Origin of the sequence: Nonlabens xiamenensis, assembly GCF_003865345.1 — a bacterium.
GTDB classification, from domain to species: domain Bacteria; phylum Bacteroidota; class Bacteroidia; order Flavobacteriales; family Flavobacteriaceae; genus Nonlabens; species Nonlabens xiamenensis.
The window spans coordinates 289,349-308,293 of sequence record NZ_RMVE01000003.1 but is presented as its reverse complement, the minus strand read 5'-3'; the positions used below and the strand labels follow the sequence as shown (position 1 = coordinate 308,293).

The window sequence follows — 18,945 nt, the reverse complement described above, 5'->3', positions numbered from 1 at the left end:
ATGAGTGAAGAAAACGAAGAACTTGATAACCTGAACGAAGGAGCTGGGGAGCAATCCACTGAAACCATCACCCGGGTAACGGGAATGTATAAAGAATGGTTCCTGGACTACGCGAGTTATGTGATTCTGGAACGTGCGGTTCCAGCTATTGAGGACGGATTTAAACCCGTACAACGACGCATCATGCAGTCCATGAAGGACCTGGATGACGGGCGTTACAATAAGGTCGCCAATATCGTAGGACACTGTATGCAATATCACCCACACGGTGATGCGAGTATAGGAGATGCGATGGTGCAAATAGGACAGAAAGATTTGCTGATTGATATGCAGGGAAACTGGGGGAATATCCTGACAGGTGATCCCGCAGCGGCCTCCCGATACATTGAGGCACGTTTATCCAAATTCGGTCTGGAGGTTCTATTTAATCCAAAGATCACTGAATGGCAGGCCAGTTATGATGGGAGACGTAAGGAACCCGTGAATCTTCCCGTGAAGTTTCCGTTGTTGTTGGCCCAAGGAGCAGAAGGTATAGCCGTGGGGTTGAGCACCAAAGTTTTACCGCATAATTTTGTCGAATTGATCGATGCTTCCATCAAGCATTTACAAGGCAAACGATTTAAGCTTTACCCGGATTTTCCTACAGGAGGAGAAGCTGATATCTCCAATTATAACGATGGAATAAGGGGTGGTAAGGTGCGAGTGCGCGCCAAGATGCATTCCCCTGACAAAAACAGCATCGTCATCACCGAGATCCCGTATAGTACAACCACGAGTTCGCTGATTGACTCCATCTTAAAAGCCAACGATAAGGGGAAGATCAAGATCAAAAAAATTGAAGACAATACGGCTGCTGAAGTTGAAATCATGATTCACCTTCCATCTGGAATGTCTCCTGACAAAACCATGGATGCGCTCTATGCTTTTACCAATTGTGAGGTGAGTATTTCACCTCTGGGTTGTGTGATTGAGGACAATAAGCCATTATTTATTGGGGTGTCTGAAATGCTCAGAAGGAGTGCCGATCATACCGTAGCACTGTTGAAGGCAGAATTGGAGATCCTTCTCAATGAAGTAGAAGAGCAGTGGCATTTTGCCTCGCTGGAACGAATCTTTATCGAAAATCGAATCTATAGGGACATCGAGGAAGAGGAGACCTGGGAAGGAGTGATTAGTGCGATTGATAAAGGCCTGCAACCACATATAGGTCATTTGAGACGTGAAATTACCGAGGATGATATTGTACGCTTGACAGAAATACGCATCAAACGTATCTCAAAATTTGATATTGACAAGGCGCAACAAAAGATAGAGGCGCTGGAAGATCGTATCAAAGAATTAAAACATCACCTGGATCACTTGATCGAATATGCTATCAACTACTTTGAAAATCTCAAAAAAGATTATGGTAAAGGCAAGGAGCGGCAGACAGAGCTGAAGAATTTTGAAGATATCGTTGCGAGCAAGGTGGTGATTAGAAATACAAAGCTCTATGTCAATAGAGAAGAAGGCTTTGTGGGTACCTCCCTTAAGCGAGATGAGTATGTCTGTGACTGTTCTGATATTGATGATATCATCGTTTTTACGAAAGACGGTACCATGATGGTAACCAAAGTGGACGCCAAAACTTTTGTGGGTAAAAACATCATTCACGTTGCCATTTTTAAGAAAAAAGATAAGCGTACGATTTACAATGTCATTTACCGCGATGGAAAATCAGGACCCAGCTACATCAAGCGTTTTGCGGTAACCAGTATTACCAGAGATCGGGAATACACCATGGGTAAAGCAGATAAAGGAAGTTTGATTCATTACTTCAGTGCCAATCCAAATGGCGAGGCCGAAGTGGTCACCGTGCACCTGCGCCAGCAGGGCAGTATTAAAAAACTAAAATGGGATATCGACTTTTCCGAGATTTTGATCAAAGGAAGAGGAGCTAAAGGTAATTTGGTGACCAAATACAACGTCAAACGCGTCGAACTTAAGGAGGAAGGTGTTTCCACGCTCAAACCAAGGAAAATTTGGTTTGATGAAGTGGTACAACGTCTTAATGTCGATGGTAGAGGCGAACTTTTGGGCGAATTCAGGGGCGAGGACCGATTGTTAATCATCAACCAGAAGGGATTAGTTAAAACTATCATTCCTGAGGTGACCGCAAGATTTGATGAGGACATGATTGTACTGGAAAAATGGATCCCTAAAAAACCGATTACTGCCATTTATTACAATGGAGATCGTGAGCTGTTTTATATCAAGAGGTTTTTGGTAGAGAATGAGGAAAAGGAAGAGTCGTTTATCACCGACCATAAGGATTCTTATCTTGAAGTAGTATCTACCGACTATCGCCCTGTAGCCGAATTGGTTCATGTAAAACCCAGAGGGAAGGAACAACCCCCTAACGATGAGATTGATCTGGAAGAATTTATTGCTGTTAAAGGCATTGGTGCCCAGGGGAATATGCTGACAAAAAGCAAGGTCAAGCAAATCAACCTGCTGGATCCATTGCCCTATGAACCAGAGGAAAACGTTCCCGCTCAAGATATAGATGTCAACGATGAAGAAGATGTGAACCAACATGAATCGTCTGAAACACAAGCAAAGGCCGATAATTCCACCAAAGCTTCAACAGATGAGCCCGATCCTAATATAGATGATACCGGGCAGTCCAGCCTATTTTAATAAGGAAATTGAAAATCGTTGGTTGTAAAGATTAAATAGAAAAACCTATTCATGGGATTGTTAAAAGAATTCAAGGAGTTTGCGGTCAAAGGTAATATGATCGATATGGCCGTAGGGATTATTATTGGTACTGCCTTCAATAATGTCGTTCAAACCATGGTGAAAAAGGTCATCCTACCACCTTTGTCATTTTTAACCGACGGCGTTAATTATGAAGACAAAAAATATGTCTTACGGGAAGCTATCGAGGGCGGAACAGGGGACAAGGCTAAGGAAATTGCGATACATTACGGTGAACTCTTTAATGTTACGCTGGATTTTTTGGTCATTGGTTTCACGGTTTTTATTGTGGTCAAGCTAATGAACCGTTTAAGAAACAATGCTGAGGATCCTAAAAACAAAAAGGTGGTAACTCCCAAAGACATCGAATTGCTCAATGATCTCAAGGAGTTAATGCAAGAGCAGAATGAGTGGCTCAAGTCCAAACAAGGATGATCCGTTTATCGCAAAGTAGAGAATATACAATTTTACATTTCTACCTTATTCATCATTTAAGTATCAATTTACTTAAAAAGACGTTAATCTGTGTTGTTTCTTGTCAAGATGGATCAACCCAACTTTTCATCTTCCTCCAGTAAATCTGTGGTTTTCTTGTGCGACTTGTTTTTACTGCGCAATTTAAAGTTGAGAAATTCCACAAACATGGAAAAGAAGATGGCAAAATAAAGATAGCCTTTGGGAATAACTCCGGTATGCGATCCAAAAAATTCAAGATCAGCTAGATGAGCACCTTCTGCGATCAGCATAAATCCTATTAAGAGTAAAAAAGCCAGTCCCAAAACCTGCACTGATGGGTGTTTATTGACAAATTTCCCCACAGGATGTGCAAATAGGAGCATAATGACTACAGATATAACCACCGCGATAATCATCAACAGCAAGGCACCATCTGGATCATCACTTAACCCGTTGGTCATACCTACCGCCGTCAGGATACTGTCAAATGAGAAGACAATATTGATCATTGTAATCTCAAGAATCACTTTAGAGAGCGTACTGCTGCGTTTTTTTTTGATCTGTCGCTGATCATGACCTATATCTTCTACTTTTTCATAGATCTCTTGCGTGGACTTATAGAGCAAAAACAATCCGCCGGCAATTAGAATTAATGATTGTCCAGAAATTCCACCGCTGGCCCATCCCCAATCAAAATCATAGAAGCTACCTTGAAGCGAGATCAGTACGCTAATACCAAACAATAAAACTATTCTCAACACCATCGCAAGTACTAACCCTATATTGGTGGCTCTTTTGCGCTGGTGGTCTGGCAGTTTATCTGCTGCAAGGGAAATAAAGATGATGTTATCTATTCCCAGAACAATTTCCAAAAAAGTAAGGGTGAGAAGTGCGATCCAGGCATCTGCGCTGGCAAAAATTTCAAACATGATTTATTGTTTTATAGCGGTTCCTGTATATACCTGATCTCGGCCAGACTGGTTAAACTCAAAGGTATAAGAATCTTCTGTAGTGTTCAAGATTCTAAAGAGATAAGCTCTGCTCTCGGCATTGGTTTTGGGATCTATGGGGATTACCCGCCATTCACAATCATTGATCCATTCAATTTTAGCGCTGTCGACCTGATTTTCAAATCGCTCGATCTGTAAGTCACCTTTACGGGTAAACTCGGTTGTCAGTAATTTACCACCACTTTCCTGTTCCCAGATAAATGTTCCTTCATGAAATGCAGAACAATTAGGTCGGTTTTCATAACAACCAGTTAAAAAGAAAATTAAGCTTCCCAAATATATGAGTCTAGTCGAATCCTTCATGACTCGCAAATGTAAAAACAGAAACTGGTTTTAATTGATAAAGTATTCAAAACTTCCATCGTCATACAGCAAAATTACTTTTTGTAAATTCTTCCTTGTTTTGTTGGAACTCACTTTTGACGTGTTTGTTGAATCTGCCGGTGGTATGCCCGTAAATAAATCCGTAAGTTCTGCCGGTTGTTGGTGGGGTACCTCCTTATTTTTTATTGGTTTTGGTAATTCAGATGGCGTTGTATTCATCGTCTCTTGTTGTGGTGGAGCAGAGGTATTTTTGGGATAATCACCAGTTCCGTGTAAGAGCCAATACCAATCGACTTCTGGAAATTCTTTGACGATACCCATCACAAAATCCAAACTGGGTTTGTTTCTCCCAGAGATGATATGAGAAATCGTACTGCGTCCTACATCTATCTTTTCTGCAAATGAAGAAGCATTTAGATCATTGTGATCCATGATTTTTTGCAGTCTTTTTGAAAATTTAGTTGAATCTACCATTGTTTACAAAGGTATACAAAAACTGAACATATTTGGTGTTTACTTTTGGAAACAAACCAAAAATTTGATTGGACATCGTTTAATATCTACCTTAATAGTTGTAAATAAAAACTTTAATTAAAAGAATATAAAGCTCTGAAAACAAGTTTTTAAACTATATCAAACATCTGATTTGTTAAAATGTAAGGTCTGTGCAGGTTGACCCTTGATACATTTTGTTTACAATTGGAAAAATCAAGCGATGTCTTATTGTTTACAAATGTAAATACTTAGCTGTTTACGTATGTAAACATTGTTACGGTTACATTTGTAACTAGTGTAATCTGCTGCTTTTGGTCGGTTACTAGTATTTTCTTCTTTATGAGCTTCACTACCTTACCTAGATACTTTAGCTATACCGATTTTGAGCAACTGTTTAAACAGCTTTGCAAATCCCTTCCCTCAGGTTCTTATCGTTTGGACGTCATCGGCAGCTCTGTGTTAAAACAACCTATCTATGGACTTCAAATAGGTTCGGGAGATACTAAAGTGTTGCTATGGTCGCAAATGCACGGGAACGAATCCACGCTCACCCGAGCACTTCTTTTTTTGTTGGCTTCTGGGAAACTAGTGCAAAATCTATCTAATTTATCATTGTATATTATTCCTGTTTTAAATCCGGACGGTGCTACGGCCTGGACCAGGAACAATGCCAATAATGTCGACCTTAATAGAGATGCCCTGGAGTTGAGTCAGCCGGAAAGCCAATTGTTACATAAGGTATTCCATGATTTTCAGCCAAACTTTTGTTTGAATCTTCATGACCAACGCACGATTTACGGTAATAAAGAAGGTACAATGCCTGTGCAGGCCTCATTTCTTTCTCCTGCTGGTGACATTGAAAAGACCATTGGACCGCAGCGCCTCCTCGCCATGCAGATCATTAATCATCTTTACTCCATTGCAGAAACGAGGCTTTCTGGACTGGTCGGCCGTTATAAGGATGATTTCAATCCTAATTGCTGGGGAGATTGGATGACCTTACATCAGGCTGCTGTAGTGCTTTTTGAGGCTGGTCATGCAGGGGATGACTACGCTAGGGATGAGATCACAGCCGTGATGACAGATCTGCTGCATGCGTCTTTGATATTTATAAATCGCATGCCAGTCCTTAATGATAAGACAAGCATTATTGACGCTTATACAGCTATTCCAAACATTGCTACTAATTATTGTGATATACTCATCAAGAATCATAAGGACGCTAAAAGTGATTTTCAGAATCTCCAGGTCAGTTTTCATGAGCAGGTGGTGGAAGGGGAATTGTATTTCGTCCCAATCCTTATTGGCGTTAATCGCAATGATATACTCAATGGGCATAGGGTGATTGACCTATCCAAAGATTCTGATTACCAAAAAGATATAGAAATATCTGCCTCGTTGGTATTGACCAGCGAGTCATTGGGGATAAATATTTTTGCCAATAAATTCTAAAATCACTGTTTGTGTTAGTTTATTATTAGTATTTATCTTTATTTTGCAAAAAATCGCTAAGAAAAAACCATTATGGCTAAGATTGATGAAATAGATAAGCAAATATTGGATGTCCTGATTGAAAATACCAGAACTCCATTCACGGACATTGCCAAGAGGCTCAACATCAGTGCGGGTACCGTGCATGTGCGTGTGAAAAAAATGGAAGAATCTGGAATTATTCATGGTTCTTCTCTGACCGTAGATTACCATCAATTAGGATATACTTTCATCGCTTATATCGGTGTGTTTTTGGAAAAAACCAGTACAACTCAGTTCGTTTTAAGTCGAATACAAGAAATCCCATACGTTACCGTAGCCCACATCACTACCGGAAAGTTCAATATTTTCTGTAAAATACGGGCTAAAGACACTACCCACGCTAAAAAAATTATCTTCATGTTGGATGATATTGATGGGGTAAGTCGCACCGAAACCATGATCAGTCTGGAAGAGAGCATCAATGACAAAAAGAGATTGTTGCATAAAGTATTCCAAGACCTGTAAATGACTAAAGCAGATATTGATTCCTCTGAATACGCGCCTTATTTTGAGAAGTATCTGTCCATGTCGCCAGATCATCTTTCCATAGATCAGGTGTTGAACGATTCTTTGGAGCGTAGTTTGTTGTTTCTGGATAAACTTCAGCTGCCACTAGATCATTCCTACGCCCCTGATAAATGGACTGTAGGACAAGTGATCATGCACAACATTGATACGGAGCGCATTTTTGCATATAGAGCATTACGCTTTATGCGTGGCGATCAAACTTCGCTTTCGGGATTTGATCAAGATATCTTTTCTGAAGCATTGGTGGGACACGCTTTCGCGAAAGCGGATCTCACAGAATCACTGAAAGTTACCAGAGCTGCTACCAGATCCCTTTTTCAGGGAGTCCCAGAAGAATGGTTGAGTAGAATGGGGAGCGCCAGTGGTCATTCAATGAGTGCTCGAGTGATCCCTTTCATTATTGCCGGTCATTATAAGCATCATGAAAACGTAATTGCAACGCGTTATTAAGTTAATTTAACGCAATGGAGTATTGTTTAAGAGCCTACTAAGAAAGAATTAGTAGGCTCTTATTACATTATGACGAATGAAACTTTCATCTTTGGTGTGAATTATTAATCGAAATATATATACCATGAAAAAGAAAGTAGCCATATTAGCCACAAACGGATTTGAAGAAATTGAATTAACCAGTCCAATGAAAGCGTTAAAAGATGCTGGAATTGATGCGCATATCATCAGTCCTGAAAAAGAAAGTATCAAAGCTTGGGATAAAGATCATTGGTCCGAATCTTATAGCGTCGACAAGCACATTAGCGAGGTGTCTGCAGATGATTATGATTCTTTAATGTTACCAGGTGGTGTGATGAATCCAGATCAATTGCGTCAAAATAAGGAGTCAGTATCCTTTATTAAAGACTTCTTTAAACAGAAAAAGCCAGTAAGTGCTATTTGCCACGGGATCCAACCATTGATTGATGCGGATGTATTAAAAGGTCGTACTTTGACCTCTTATCCTTCTCTTAGAAAAGATGTTGAAAACGCAGGTGGAACTTGGGTAGATGAAGAAGTAGTCGTTGACGAAGGATTCACAACAAGTCGTACACCAGATGATCTAGATGCCTTTAATGCAAAATTGGTAGAAGAGGTGCGTGAAGGTAAACACGAATTGCAACACGCATAATTCGTTAAAGATCAGAAATGATATGTCAAAGGCCGGTTTTTAAAAACAGGCCTTTTTTTATTCTATTGATTCAACATGACTGGCATAACCAGCATAGTGACTTCTTCTCCTTCATCAAGTCCATCGATGGGTGTCAGAATTCCAGCCCGGTTAGGTAAAGACATTTCGATGGAAACATCATCACAGGTGAGATTATTCAACATTTCGATTAAAAAACGGCTATTAAAACCTATTTGCATGTCGTCCCCCTGATAATCACAAGTGAGGCGCTCATCAGCTTTATTGCTGTAGTCTAAATCCTCGGCGCTAATATTCAGCTCTGCACCAGCCATTTTTAATCGGATCTGGTGCGTGGTCTTATTAGAAAAAATACTCACACGTCTGACCGAGTTTAAGAACTGAGTTCTGGAAATCGTTAGTTTATTTGGATTCTCTTTAGGGATAACCGCTTCGTAATTAGGGTACTTCCCGTCAATTAATCTACAGATGATGGTCGTGTTGTCAAAGCTGAATTGTGCATTGCTCTCATTGTACTCAATCAAGACTTCTGACTCGCTTCCTGCCAACATGGATTTGAGCAAATTCAACGGCTTTTTTGGCATGATAAACTCTGCGGTCTGGGAAGCGCTTAAATCCTCACGTCTATAACGTACTAATTTATGGGCGTCAGTAGCTACAAAAGTGAGTGAATCAGAATTGAATTGGAAAAATACACCACTCATGACTGGTCTTAAGTCGTCATTACCTGCCGCAAAGATGGTTTTATTAACAGCAGTTGCAAGTGTATCACCCATGATACTCGTGCTGCTGGGGTCAGAGATATTCACCGCTTTCGGGAATTCCTCGGCAGCTGCACAGGCGATTTCTGATTTACCCTTGTCATGGCTTACCGTCATGATATTGTTTTCGGCATGGAAAGTCAGCGGTTGCTCAGGAAAGGTTTTTAAGGTATCCAATAATAATTTAGCAGGTAGGGCTGTACTTCCATCGTCTTGACTCTCGACTTCCAGTTTACTAACGATGGTTGTTTCCATATCACTTGCAGAAACCTTAAGTTCGTTTCCAGAGAGCTCCAACAGGAAATTGTCTAATATGGGGAGGGTATTGTTGTTATTAATGACACCACCCAACAGTTGAAGATTTTTTTGAAGATAAGAGCTGGATACAATAAATTTCATACTTCTGTTATGTTTTTGTGAATGTAGCGACCTAAATTGCAGAGGATTTAAATAAAAATTATCTGGTTTTATGATTTTTATGACCTAAATTGCTCGCCACAATTGGGATACACAAAGATATTTGATATATCTGTTGTGACTCAATGGTCAGAATAGTTACTTATCAACAATTATTACTTAGTTATTCAAATTAATTTTATGTCAAAGAAATACACTTCACTTTTGGTCCTACTTATGGCGACAAGCATGTTGTCATGGGCGCAAACTCCCGAACAAAGAAAGCAAATTATCGCCGACTATGATCAAGAGCAAAATCGGGAAATTCTCTTGCAATTCCAAAGAGAAGAGCAACGCGCTCTTAATGAAGTTACTCTTTATGCGCAAAGAAATAATGTGCCTATTTTTTCAGTTGACGAGCAAGGTAATGAGCGATTGTTGGTTTCAATTGATCCTAATGGGCAACCTGTTTATAGGACGACCAATAATTTTGTAGGTGCATTAACCATCAATGCCAATCATTTGTACACAGGGGAATCCCTTGGTCTTAGTATAGAAGGATCTGGAATTAATGCTGGAATCTGGGATGGAGGTTATGCAAGACAAACTCATCAGGACATAGTCGGAAGGGTCACCTATGGTGAAACTAATACAAATGTTAGTGGTCATGCAAGTCATGTGGGAGGAACAATGATCGGTGATGGTACAGGTGGATTACCTAATAGAGGTGTTGCCTTTCGAGGTACTTTAACCTCATACCGTTTTGATTCTGATCAACAGGAAATGTTGATTGAGGCATCTGCAGGGATGCTAATTTCTAACCACAGTTATGGTAGAGAAGTCACAAGTAATACGCCAACATCTGTTTATGGTAAATATGATGGTAGGTCCAGCGGATTTGATGTAATAACTTCGATTAATCCTTATTATTTGCCTGTCGTAAGCGCTGGAAATGATAGAAATGACGGGTTGAATACTAGTAAAAATGGTTATGATCTTTTAACAGATATAAGTCTGGCTAAAAATGTTATTACCGTAGGTGCTGTAAATAATGTTTTTCCCTACAGTGGTCCTAGTTCAGTAACTATGTCAAACTTTAGTTCATGGGGGCCTGCTGATGATGGTCGGATCAAACCTGATATTGTTGCCAAAGGAGTTGGAGTTCGCAGCTTGAGCGGAAGTTCCGATACTGCGTATGCGACAAGACAAGGTACCTCAATGTCTGCACCCATGGTTTCTGGAGGTTTGATGTTATTACAAGAATTACATAACCAAGAGCAAAATAGATTTATGAGAGCTGCAACTGCTAAAGGTTTAGTACTTCTTACGGCTAGAGAAGCTGGAGTTGCAGATGGTCCTGATGCGCAGTTTGGATGGGGATTGATGGATGTCAAAGCTGCTGCAGAGTTGATTCTTGAAATGGATAATAGCACGCTTTTAGAAGAGCGTAATCTTGCCAATAATGCAACTTATTCTACTACGGTGACCTCTAACCAACCAGTGTTAAAAGTTGGTATATCTTGGACCGAACGTTCAGGGTCTCCTAATACAGCATCAACTGATGATCCTACACCTTCACTAATTAATGATTTGGACGTAAAAGTTACGGATAGCAATGGTAATGAATTTTTCCCTTGGAAACTTGATCCAGCTTTTCCCAATAATCCTGCAACCAAAGGTGTAAATAACGTTGATAACGTTGAGATCGTAGAAGTGAATGCTCCAGCTGGAACTTACACCATTACCGTCTCACATAAAGGTAGCTTGACTGGCAATGCGCAAGATTATGCTTTGATTGTATTTGGAGCAGATCCAGGGACATTATCCAATACTGAAGTGGTGTTGGAAGACTTTGTGTTATATCCTAACCCTGCACAGTCCAGCGTAAAGATTGGATTTAACAACCAACTCACAGGGGATAAAATTTTTGTTGACATCTATGACGTATTAGGAAAGCAGGTGATGTCTCAATCCTATGAAAATAGTGGGCGTTTTGAAAAATCGATCGATATCACTAGCTTACAATCAGGAATGTATATTGTCAAGGTTGGAAATGGCCTGACTGCCACAACAAAGAAATTAGTGGTTAAATAATTTTTTCCATCATTTATAAAAACCTCCAGATACCTTACTGGAGGTTTTTTTATGCCGAATCATATGGGGTGTAACGCTCAACTTTTGGAGTTTTTAAATCAGTTGGAAAGAAATAATGATCGAGCCTGGTTTGAAGCACACAAACCGCAATTTCTAAGTTTAGAGGAGGGTTTCAAAGCAACGATCAGCAGCATAGCTAACCGTTTGAATCAGTTTGATATCATTGAAAAATATAAGGCTTATCGCATATATCGCGATATCAGATTTTCAAAAGATAAAACACCTTTTAAACCCCATCGCAGTGCCTATTGGAAAAGAGCAGGAAGTCAAAGAAGAGGTGGTTATTATTTGAAAATTCAACCAGGGGACAGAAGTTACATGGCGGTAGGTTTCTTTGGTCCAAATAAAGATGATTTACTGCGTATTCGTCAGGAATTTGAGGTCGATGGGGATTCATTTAAAACCATCACTAGTGATCTAGGTTTTCAATCTATATGGGGTAAATTGCAAGGGGAACGTTTAAAAACTTCACCTAGAAACTTTGACAGCGCTCACGACCATATCGATATCATTAGATTCAAATCTTTCTTTTTTGAACATAGCTTTACTGATGAGCAAATTCAAAGCACTGATTTTGAGTTTGAAATTGCACAAAATTTCAAGGCAGCTATGCCATTTTTAAATTATATGAGTGAAGTGCTGACCACGGACCTCAATGGAGAATCCATTTTATAAATCGACCGCTGGTCGTTCAAACAACTGAATGGCACTGATCAATCTTTCTCTTACAATATTCATCATGCGTTTATTTAACGCACTAGAGTTTTGGATATATCGCTGATATTCTTCCAAGGTAAATTGGCCGATCATGATTCCTTTAAGAGAATTGCGAAACTTCTGGTCTCGATTGACGGCATTTTCTATATAATCAATACGCTTATGGGCGGTGAGTCCGTAGAATACGTTTTTGTGCTTTGCAATATAATTTCGAAAAACGGCGACAAGAAGATCGTGCTGTAATTTTGCAACCGGTCGCAAAGTTTTGTTTTGAAAACGCTCATCTTCGCTCATGTTTTCCCTGATTGTAGCGCTGGGAATTTCAGGTCGGAGTGCAATTAGGTATTCGTCTCTGCTATCCATGATATAGTGTTTGAATAAAGTTAAAACTCAATTCAAATCTCAAGCCATAAATTAGATTCTGTTCTTAACAAGCTTATGAACAAATTGGGCTGTTCAATATGCAAGTGTTAGAAGCATGAAAAAATCGGATAAGTTTCTGTTCGGTATGTGGATTGACTGACTAAGGCTGCTTATTTTTACCTTATGGGCCATTTTGTGAATGTCATCTTACCCTTGGCGCTTGAGCGTTATTTTACCTATCGTGTTACCGAGGCAGAATTTGATTATCTGCAAGTTGGTATGCGAATCGCCGTTCCATTTGGGAAATCCCGAATCTATACCGCTATCGTTCAACAGCTGCATCACAATTCTGATAGCCCATTTGAGATTAAGGATATCGAATTTATCGTGGACGATGAGCCTGTGGTGACTCGGGATCAATTGAAGTTTTGGGAATGGATTGCCTCTTATTACGTATGTAGCGTAGGGGAGGTGATGCGTGCTGCGATACCAAAATCCTTATTGCTGGAGAGCGAAACTATTATTTTGGCCAATGAATCAACTCAGGTGGATGAAGCTGAGTTGGACGATCGTGAGTTTTTGATCATGGAGGCATTGGAAAATCGAGACTCCCTTAAAGTCCATGAGGTTATGGAAATCCTGGATCGAAAGACCGTCTTACCGCTATTACGACATATGCTGGATAAGTCCTTGATCGTTCTCCAAGAGGAATTATACTCGATCTATAAACCTAAAACCAGCAAGTACCTGCGCTTTCATGAACGTTATAAAGACGAGGAAGAATTAAAATTACTGTTGGATGAAATGACCAGAGCGCCAAAGCAGCGGGATGCTGTAATGACGCTATTTATGATGCTGGCGGGAAATAGACAATCCATTGCTAAGACGCAATTTTTACAACGAGCGCAGGTGAGTTCAAGCGTGGTAAAGTCTTTAGTAGATAAAGAAATATTTATTGAGGAGGAGAAAGAAATCGACAGAGTGCTGGAGGAACGAGCAAGTGGCGCTAAATTATATGAGCTTAGCGAGGATCAACAGTTGGCTTATCAAAAAATTAGCAGCGAATTTTTAGAAGATAAGACTGTTTTACTTCACGGTGTCACTTCGAGCGGTAAAACTCAACTGTATGTCCGCCTGATCAAAGAGCAATTGGATAAAGGACATCAGGCACTTTATTTGCTTCCAGAGATTGCGTTAACTACCCAATTGATAGGTAGATTAAAAAGTTTTTTCAAACACCAGGTATTGGTGTATCATTCCAAATACAACCTCAACGAGCGACTAGAAGTTTGGAACCATGTGCTTCAGGCAAATGAACCCTTTGTAGTTATCGGAGCTCGCAGTGCGGTTTGGCTACCTTATCAGAAGTTGGGTTTGATCGTCGTTGATGAAGAGCATGAGACAAGTTTTAAGCAATTTGATCCTGCTCCAAGATATCATGCCAGAGATGCTGCTCTCGTTTTGGGACGAATTAAGCAAGCGAATGTTATTTTAGGCAGCGCTACCCCCTCATTAGAGAGCTATTACAATGCCAGTATAGGTAAGTATGCGTTGGTGGAATTGGACAAACGTCATGGTCAGGTGTTGATGCCAGAAATTAACATGGTGGATCTCAGGGAGAAATATAAGCGCAAAAAAATGTCAGGTCATTTCTCTGATACATTGATCGAGAAAATGCAAGAGGCGTTTGCCGATGGAAAGCAGGTGATCTTATTTCAAAATAGAAGAGGATATGCCCCCATAATGGAGTGTGCCACTTGTGGTAATGCGCCCCAATGTCCCAATTGTGACGTGAGTCTCACTTACCATCAATACAAAGCACAATTACGCTGTCATTATTGTGGCTACCACAGTGTTGTTTATAAAGAGTGCCCTTCCTGCAGTAGTACAGCATTGGACACCAAAGGATTTGGTACAGAACAAATCGAGCAAGAATTTATAAGCTTGTTTCCTGAGCAAAAAATTGCGCGAATGGATCTAGATACAACCAGGGGGAAGCATTCCTATGAAAAGTTGATCCAGCAAGTAGAAGGTGGAAAAGTTGATTGTTTAGTAGGAACCCAAATGCTTACCAAAGGACTTGATTTCAGAAATGTTATATTGGTAGGGGTGATGAATGCCGATAGCATGCTCAATTTTCCTGATTTTAGAGCACATGAGCGTTGTTTCCAGTTGCTTACTCAAGTGGCGGGAAGAGCTGGTAGAACCAGCGAAAGAGGTAAGGTGCTCATCCAAAGCTATAATCCAGATCATGTTATATTACAAGAAGTTAGTACCTACAACTACCGCAAAATGTACGAGGAGCAACTCGAGGAACGTTACCAGTTTAAATATCCACCTTTCCAACGACTGATACGTATCACCTTTAAACATAGAGATTACAACACGACATTAGAATCAAGTAAATGGTTTGTGGATGCCTTACATCAAATCAAGCATGGGGTAGAGGTGCTGGGGCCTGAATTCCCACCTGTATCCAGGATTCGGAATTTGTATATCATACACATCATCATCAAGCTTAATAAGCAACATCAGCCTGAACAAATCAAAAGATACATTAGGAAAGTGAAAAGAAGCTTTGAATCCATCAAAAGCTATCGCAGTGTGCGTTGTAATGTTGATGTAGACTGTTATTAATGTGACTTTTTCTGCTTAAATAAGCATGATAAAGAAAACAAAAAGCCACTCCTAATTGGAAGTGGCTTTTTTGAGGGAATTAGTAATGGTGTCAGAATTGGGAAAGCGCTTCAACCAATTGTGATTTTCTGTTTCGACTTAATGGAAGCACTTCTGCATCTAGCTCTACCGCTTTGGAGTTGAATTTTTCCACTCTTCTAAGGTTAACGATATAGGACTTATGGATACGTAAAAAGTCTTCCTCAGGCAGAAGTCCTTCAAATGACTTCATGGTTGAAAGTACAACAAGGCTATCTTCATCAGTGATCAACTTGACATAATCTCCCAAGGCCTGGATATATTTTAATTCTTTGAGATAAACCTTGCGTTTCTTAAGGTTGCTTTTGACAAAGATAAATTCGCCACGATCCTCGATCATTTCGGTTTTCATCTTATGGGCAAGCAAAGCCCTTTCTACAGCATACAGAAATCGATCCTTTTTGATAGGTTTTTGGAGGTAATCGATAGCTGCATAGTCAAATGCCTTGAAAGCATATTTAGTTTGTCCGGTCACGAATATGACACCTGGTTTTTCCACGATGTCATCCAAAAGATCAAATCCGGTAAGGATAGGCATCTCGATATCGAGAAAGATCAAGTCAACATTTTGTTCCTTGATAGCAGCTTTAGTTTCGACCGCATTGCTAAACTCCCCTACGAGTTTAAGATTAGGGTGGCTTTCAATCATTTTAACGATGGCCAACCTCTGTATACTAGAGTCGTCCACCACATAACAATTTAAAATAATGTTGCTCATCGAAATAATTAATGGTTTACTGAGCAATACTACGTTCTTTTCTGATGAAATACAAGAATACCAGTCCTTTGAACGGACTTTTTTGGCGACTTAACGAATTCACCTGTAGTAAATTTTGAGCATAAATAATTCGTTTGTAGCTAGTTAAGAGTGCATTTCATCGAATTTAAAAATGCAGTTTATCTATAAAAAAATTGTTAACAAAACACATTTAGCTGAGATACAATGCATTGAATAATAGTTTTTATTAACCAATGTGATAAATATTGTGCGCGAAATACGTTTTTCACAAAGTTAGATACAGGCAAAATAACCATTTCCATCAGGGATATTAAATAATAGAGCTGATCTTTCCAGTTAGAATTGGGTCAACGGGTTGAAAAATATCGTTCTGTAGCAATGAAGTGCCAATATTCAAGTTTCTTTTACACCCTAAATTATTATAAAGGCCTTGAATGAAAAACATACAGCTAATCAACTTAGAGTTTAATTTGTTGCAGGTAAGACTTAAAAGAAGTATTTTTGCAGCCGTTTAAAACAATATTAATTATGAATCAATACGAAACTGTTTTCATTTTGAATCCCGTTTTATCTGATGATCAGGTAAAGGAAGCAGTAAAGAAGTTTGAGGATTTCCTTACGCAGAGAGGTGCCAAAATGGTAGCCAAAGAAGATTGGGGGCTTAAAAAATTAGCTTACACAATCGAAAACAAAAAGAGTGGTTTTTATCACTTATTCCAATTTGAAGCTCCTGGTGAGGTGATCAACGACTATGAAGTAGAATTCCGTCGTGATGAGCGCATCATGCGATACCTAACTGTAAAACTTGACAAGTATGCAGTAGAGTGGGCAGAGAAGAGAAGAAGTAGAATGTCTAAAAAATCCAAAGCTTAATCATGGCAACATTACAACAACAAGCTAAAGGAAAAAAAGACGGTGACATTCGTTACCTGTCTCCTTTAAAGATAGAGACACAAGAGAGAAAAAAATATTGTCGTTTCCAACGCAGTGGAATTAAATACATCGATTATAAGGATCCTGACTTCCTATTGGGACTATTGAACGAGCAAGGAAAAATCCTTCCACGTCGTCTTACTGGAACTTCCTTGAAGTATCAGCGTAAAGTGGCTGTAGCTGTAAAGCGCGCAAGACACTTGGGCCTACTTCCTTATGTTGTGGATAACCTTAAATAATTAAACCTGAATCAAGATATGGAACTTATATTAAAGAAAGATGTAGAACATTTAGGTTTTACTGATGATGTAGTGACGGTTAAGCCTGGTTATGGTCGTAATTATTTGATCCCTAATGGACTAGCTGTGATGGCTACCGCTGGGGCAAAAAAGCAATTGGCTGAAACCCTAAAGCAACGCGCCCACAAAGAAGAGTCAAATATCAAGGCTGCCAAGGCGCAAGCCGATAAAATGGCTGAATTGGATCTTAAAATTTCTGCCAAAACTGGTGATGCTGATAAGCTTTTTGGATCTGTGACCACTGCTGATGTATCTGACGCGTTGGCCAAGAATGGTGTAGAAATTGACAAGAAGTTTATTTCCATCTTGGGTGGAAACATCAAAAGATTAGGTCAATATGACGCTGACATACGCTTCCATAGAGAAGTAAATGCTCAGTTGACTTTCAATGTTGTAGAGGAGAAATAATCCCTACTTCACATAAATCCTAAGCCGTTTCAATCATCTGAAACGGCTTTTTTTATCACTAGGCATGAAATACAGAAGACTTACCAAAGAACAGTTGGAAGAGATGCAACAGGAATTTATTAACTTCCTTGCTACTCAGTCCATTACTGGAGAGGAATGGAAAGAGATTAAAGCCAATAAACCAGAAGTAGCAGAGCAGGAGATTGATGTGTTTTCTGATTTGGTCTGGGAAGGTGTGCTCAATAAGGCAGAATATCTCGAACACATTTCACCTAGCACCATGAACTTGTTCAAGTTGGGGGTGGATCAAATGGAACTCATCTCTATTATGGTAGGGGATGAACTGATCGATATCACTACCGATTCAGGATATAAATGGTTGCAGAAGAACCTCTTGGATGAATCGGTTAAAATATTTACCGCCACAAAAGAATATAGCGAGGATCCCAACGCAGATAAATTCAAGCTGATTGAAACTGGTGCCGTGATCACCAAAGGTCAGTTGTTCAATTATTTTGATGATTTGATGGAACTGGGTAAGGAAACCAATGGCTTTTAATCCAATAAAAAGCCTAATCAGCATGGTTTAAGAAATACCATTGCAGGCTGATCAGACATACCGATGTGTTGAACATTCCCTGAGCTAATTTTCTCTTTGCCTCATCCCTATGCATTTTTACCAATAAAATGTCTTCTTGCTCATCTTCTTTACCACCACCTTGGTGGATTTGGTCGTTGGAGCAGACTTCTCCATAATACAAGCTAATCTGTTCTGACAACATTCCAGGTGACGGGAAATATTGATTAATCAGTTCTAACTTCTCAATCTCAAAACCTATTTCTTCTCTAACCTCACGAATAGCGGCTTGTTTGGGGTCTTCTCCATCATCTACGTGTCCGGCAGGGATTTCCAAAAGCCATGGTTCATCATGCCTGGCGGCAGGATAGCGATACTGTTCGACAAATAAAAATTGTTGTGTGTCCTTTTCGTACAAAAGAACAGCTACTGCATTTCCACGATCCAATGCTTGTCGGGTAGCTTCTAACGGTTCATTGCCAGTATAGGTGTCATAGGACACTCGGGCCTCATATACTTTGAGAAACTTGTCCAATATGATTTGTTCTTCTAAGATTTGATATTTCATAGGGTGGATGAGATGGATTTAGATTGTAAAATGTTTATCCTTTGAGCAGCTTGTACGTCAAATTTGTAATTTTAGGTAAAAAATAATAT

The 18,945-nt window shown here is 39.7% G+C and carries 20 protein-coding genes; 13 read left to right on the top strand and 7 right to left on the bottom strand.

Annotated features, from left to right (window positions below; translation table 11 throughout):
• Complete coding sequence (locus EGM47_RS09805; RefSeq protein ID WP_124980634.1) at positions 1-2,679, top strand: DNA gyrase/topoisomerase IV subunit A; 2,679 nt, start codon at positions 1-3, stop codon at positions 2,677-2,679.
• Between the two features lie 51 nt (positions 2,680-2,730).
• Positions 2,731-3,174, top strand: a complete 444-nt coding sequence (gene mscL / locus EGM47_RS09800) for a large conductance mechanosensitive channel protein MscL (RefSeq protein WP_124980633.1) — start codon at positions 2,731-2,733, stop codon at positions 3,172-3,174.
• Between the two features lie 113 nt (positions 3,175-3,287).
• Here the strand turns inward: mscL and EGM47_RS09795 are convergent, their stop codons facing one another.
• Genes EGM47_RS09795 through EGM47_RS09785 form a run of 3 tightly spaced genes read right to left on the bottom strand, consistent with a single transcriptional unit; the run spans position 3,288 to position 4,961 of the window.
• Complete coding sequence (locus EGM47_RS09795) at positions 3,288-4,124, bottom strand: TerC family protein (protein ID WP_124980632.1); 837 nt, start codon at positions 4,122-4,124, stop codon at positions 3,288-3,290.
• Between the two features lie 3 nt (positions 4,125-4,127).
• Positions 4,128-4,508 (bottom strand): DNA topoisomerase IV, encoded by a 381-nt coding sequence (locus EGM47_RS09790; RefSeq protein WP_124980631.1) that lies wholly within the window; start codon positions 4,506-4,508, stop codon positions 4,128-4,130.
• Between the two features lie 30 nt (positions 4,509-4,538).
• Positions 4,539-4,961 (bottom strand): helix-turn-helix domain-containing protein, encoded by a 423-nt coding sequence (locus EGM47_RS09785; protein WP_240642388.1) that lies wholly within the window; start codon positions 4,959-4,961, stop codon positions 4,539-4,541.
• A gap of 402 nt (positions 4,962-5,363) precedes the next feature.
• On the opposite strand from EGM47_RS09785, the gene EGM47_RS09780 reads away from it, so the two are divergent.
• The 4 genes from EGM47_RS09780 (at position 5,364) to EGM47_RS09765 (ending at position 8,208) form a co-directional block, all read left to right on the top strand.
• Complete coding sequence (locus EGM47_RS09780; RefSeq protein ID WP_124980629.1) at positions 5,364-6,476, top strand: M14 family zinc carboxypeptidase; 1,113 nt, start codon at positions 5,364-5,366, stop codon at positions 6,474-6,476.
• A 72-nt stretch (positions 6,477-6,548) separates the two neighbouring features.
• Positions 6,549-7,022, top strand: a complete 474-nt coding sequence (locus tag EGM47_RS09775; protein WP_124980628.1) for an Lrp/AsnC family transcriptional regulator — start codon at positions 6,549-6,551, stop codon at positions 7,020-7,022.
• On the top strand, positions 7,023-7,535 hold the full coding sequence (locus EGM47_RS09770) for a DinB family protein (protein ID WP_124980627.1): 513 nt from the start codon (positions 7,023-7,025) through the stop codon (positions 7,533-7,535).
• Between the two features lie 124 nt (positions 7,536-7,659).
• Positions 7,660-8,208: a type 1 glutamine amidotransferase domain-containing protein gene (locus EGM47_RS09765; protein ID WP_124980626.1), complete on the top strand. Its 549-nt coding sequence runs from the start codon at positions 7,660-7,662 to the stop codon at positions 8,206-8,208.
• A gap of 62 nt (positions 8,209-8,270) precedes the next feature.
• On the opposite strand, the gene dnaN is transcribed toward EGM47_RS09765, so the two are convergent.
• Entirely contained in the window at positions 8,271-9,386 is a 1,116-nt protein-coding gene (gene dnaN / locus EGM47_RS09760; RefSeq protein ID WP_124980625.1) for a DNA polymerase III subunit beta, read from the bottom strand.
• A 198-nt stretch (positions 9,387-9,584) separates the two neighbouring features.
• Here dnaN and EGM47_RS09755 point away from each other — a divergent pair, with 198 nt between their 5' ends.
• Positions 9,585-11,477: a S8 family serine peptidase gene (locus EGM47_RS09755; protein WP_124980624.1), complete on the top strand. Its 1,893-nt coding sequence runs from the start codon at positions 9,585-9,587 to the stop codon at positions 11,475-11,477.
• 63 nt (positions 11,478-11,540) lie between these two features.
• The gene (locus EGM47_RS09750; RefSeq protein ID WP_124980623.1) at positions 11,541-12,212 is read left to right on the top strand and encodes a DUF2461 domain-containing protein; all 672 of its coding nucleotides are present in this window, start codon (positions 11,541-11,543) and stop codon (positions 12,210-12,212) included.
• On the opposite strand, the gene EGM47_RS09745 is transcribed toward EGM47_RS09750, so the two are convergent.
• On the bottom strand, positions 12,207-12,617 hold the full coding sequence (locus tag EGM47_RS09745) for a glyoxalase (RefSeq protein WP_124980622.1): 411 nt from the start codon (positions 12,615-12,617) through the stop codon (positions 12,207-12,209). The two genes, EGM47_RS09750 and EGM47_RS09745, sit on opposite strands and share 6 nt — an antisense overlap.
• Positions 12,618-12,800: 183 nt before the next feature.
• Between EGM47_RS09745 and priA the strand changes: the two genes are divergently transcribed.
• On the top strand, positions 12,801-15,254 hold the full coding sequence (gene priA / locus EGM47_RS09740; protein ID WP_124980621.1) for a replication restart helicase PriA: 2,454 nt from the start codon (positions 12,801-12,803) through the stop codon (positions 15,252-15,254).
• A 91-nt stretch (positions 15,255-15,345) separates the two neighbouring features.
• On the opposite strand, the gene EGM47_RS09735 is transcribed toward priA, so the two are convergent.
• The gene (locus EGM47_RS09735; RefSeq protein ID WP_124980620.1) at positions 15,346-16,050 is read right to left on the bottom strand and encodes a LytR/AlgR family response regulator transcription factor; all 705 of its coding nucleotides are present in this window, start codon (positions 16,048-16,050) and stop codon (positions 15,346-15,348) included.
• Positions 16,051-16,599: 549 nt separating this feature from the next.
• Between EGM47_RS09735 and rpsF the strand changes: the two genes are divergently transcribed.
• The 4 genes from rpsF (at position 16,600) to EGM47_RS09715 (ending at position 18,270) form a co-directional block, all read left to right on the top strand.
• Positions 16,600-16,944 (top strand): 30S ribosomal protein S6, encoded by a 345-nt coding sequence (gene rpsF, locus EGM47_RS09730; RefSeq protein ID WP_124980619.1) that lies wholly within the window; start codon positions 16,600-16,602, stop codon positions 16,942-16,944.
• A 2-nt stretch (positions 16,945-16,946) separates the two neighbouring features.
• On the top strand, positions 16,947-17,243 hold the full coding sequence (gene rpsR, locus EGM47_RS09725) for a 30S ribosomal protein S18 (RefSeq protein WP_124980618.1): 297 nt from the start codon (positions 16,947-16,949) through the stop codon (positions 17,241-17,243).
• Positions 17,244-17,261: 18 nt separating this feature from the next.
• Positions 17,262-17,711 (top strand): 50S ribosomal protein L9, encoded by a 450-nt coding sequence (gene rplI / locus EGM47_RS09720; protein WP_124980617.1) that lies wholly within the window; start codon positions 17,262-17,264, stop codon positions 17,709-17,711.
• Positions 17,712-17,775: 64 nt separating this feature from the next.
• Positions 17,776-18,270 carry a DUF6495 family protein gene (locus tag EGM47_RS09715; RefSeq protein ID WP_124980616.1) on the top strand — a complete coding sequence of 165 codons (495 nt, stop codon included), beginning with the start codon at positions 17,776-17,778 and terminating at the stop codon, positions 18,268-18,270.
• Between the two features lie 13 nt (positions 18,271-18,283).
• Here the strand turns inward: EGM47_RS09715 and EGM47_RS09710 are convergent, their stop codons facing one another.
• Positions 18,284-18,856 carry an NUDIX domain-containing protein gene (locus tag EGM47_RS09710; protein ID WP_124980615.1) on the bottom strand — a complete coding sequence of 191 codons (573 nt, stop codon included), beginning with the start codon at positions 18,854-18,856 and terminating at the stop codon, positions 18,284-18,286.
• Positions 18,857-18,945 lie beyond the last annotated feature (89 nt).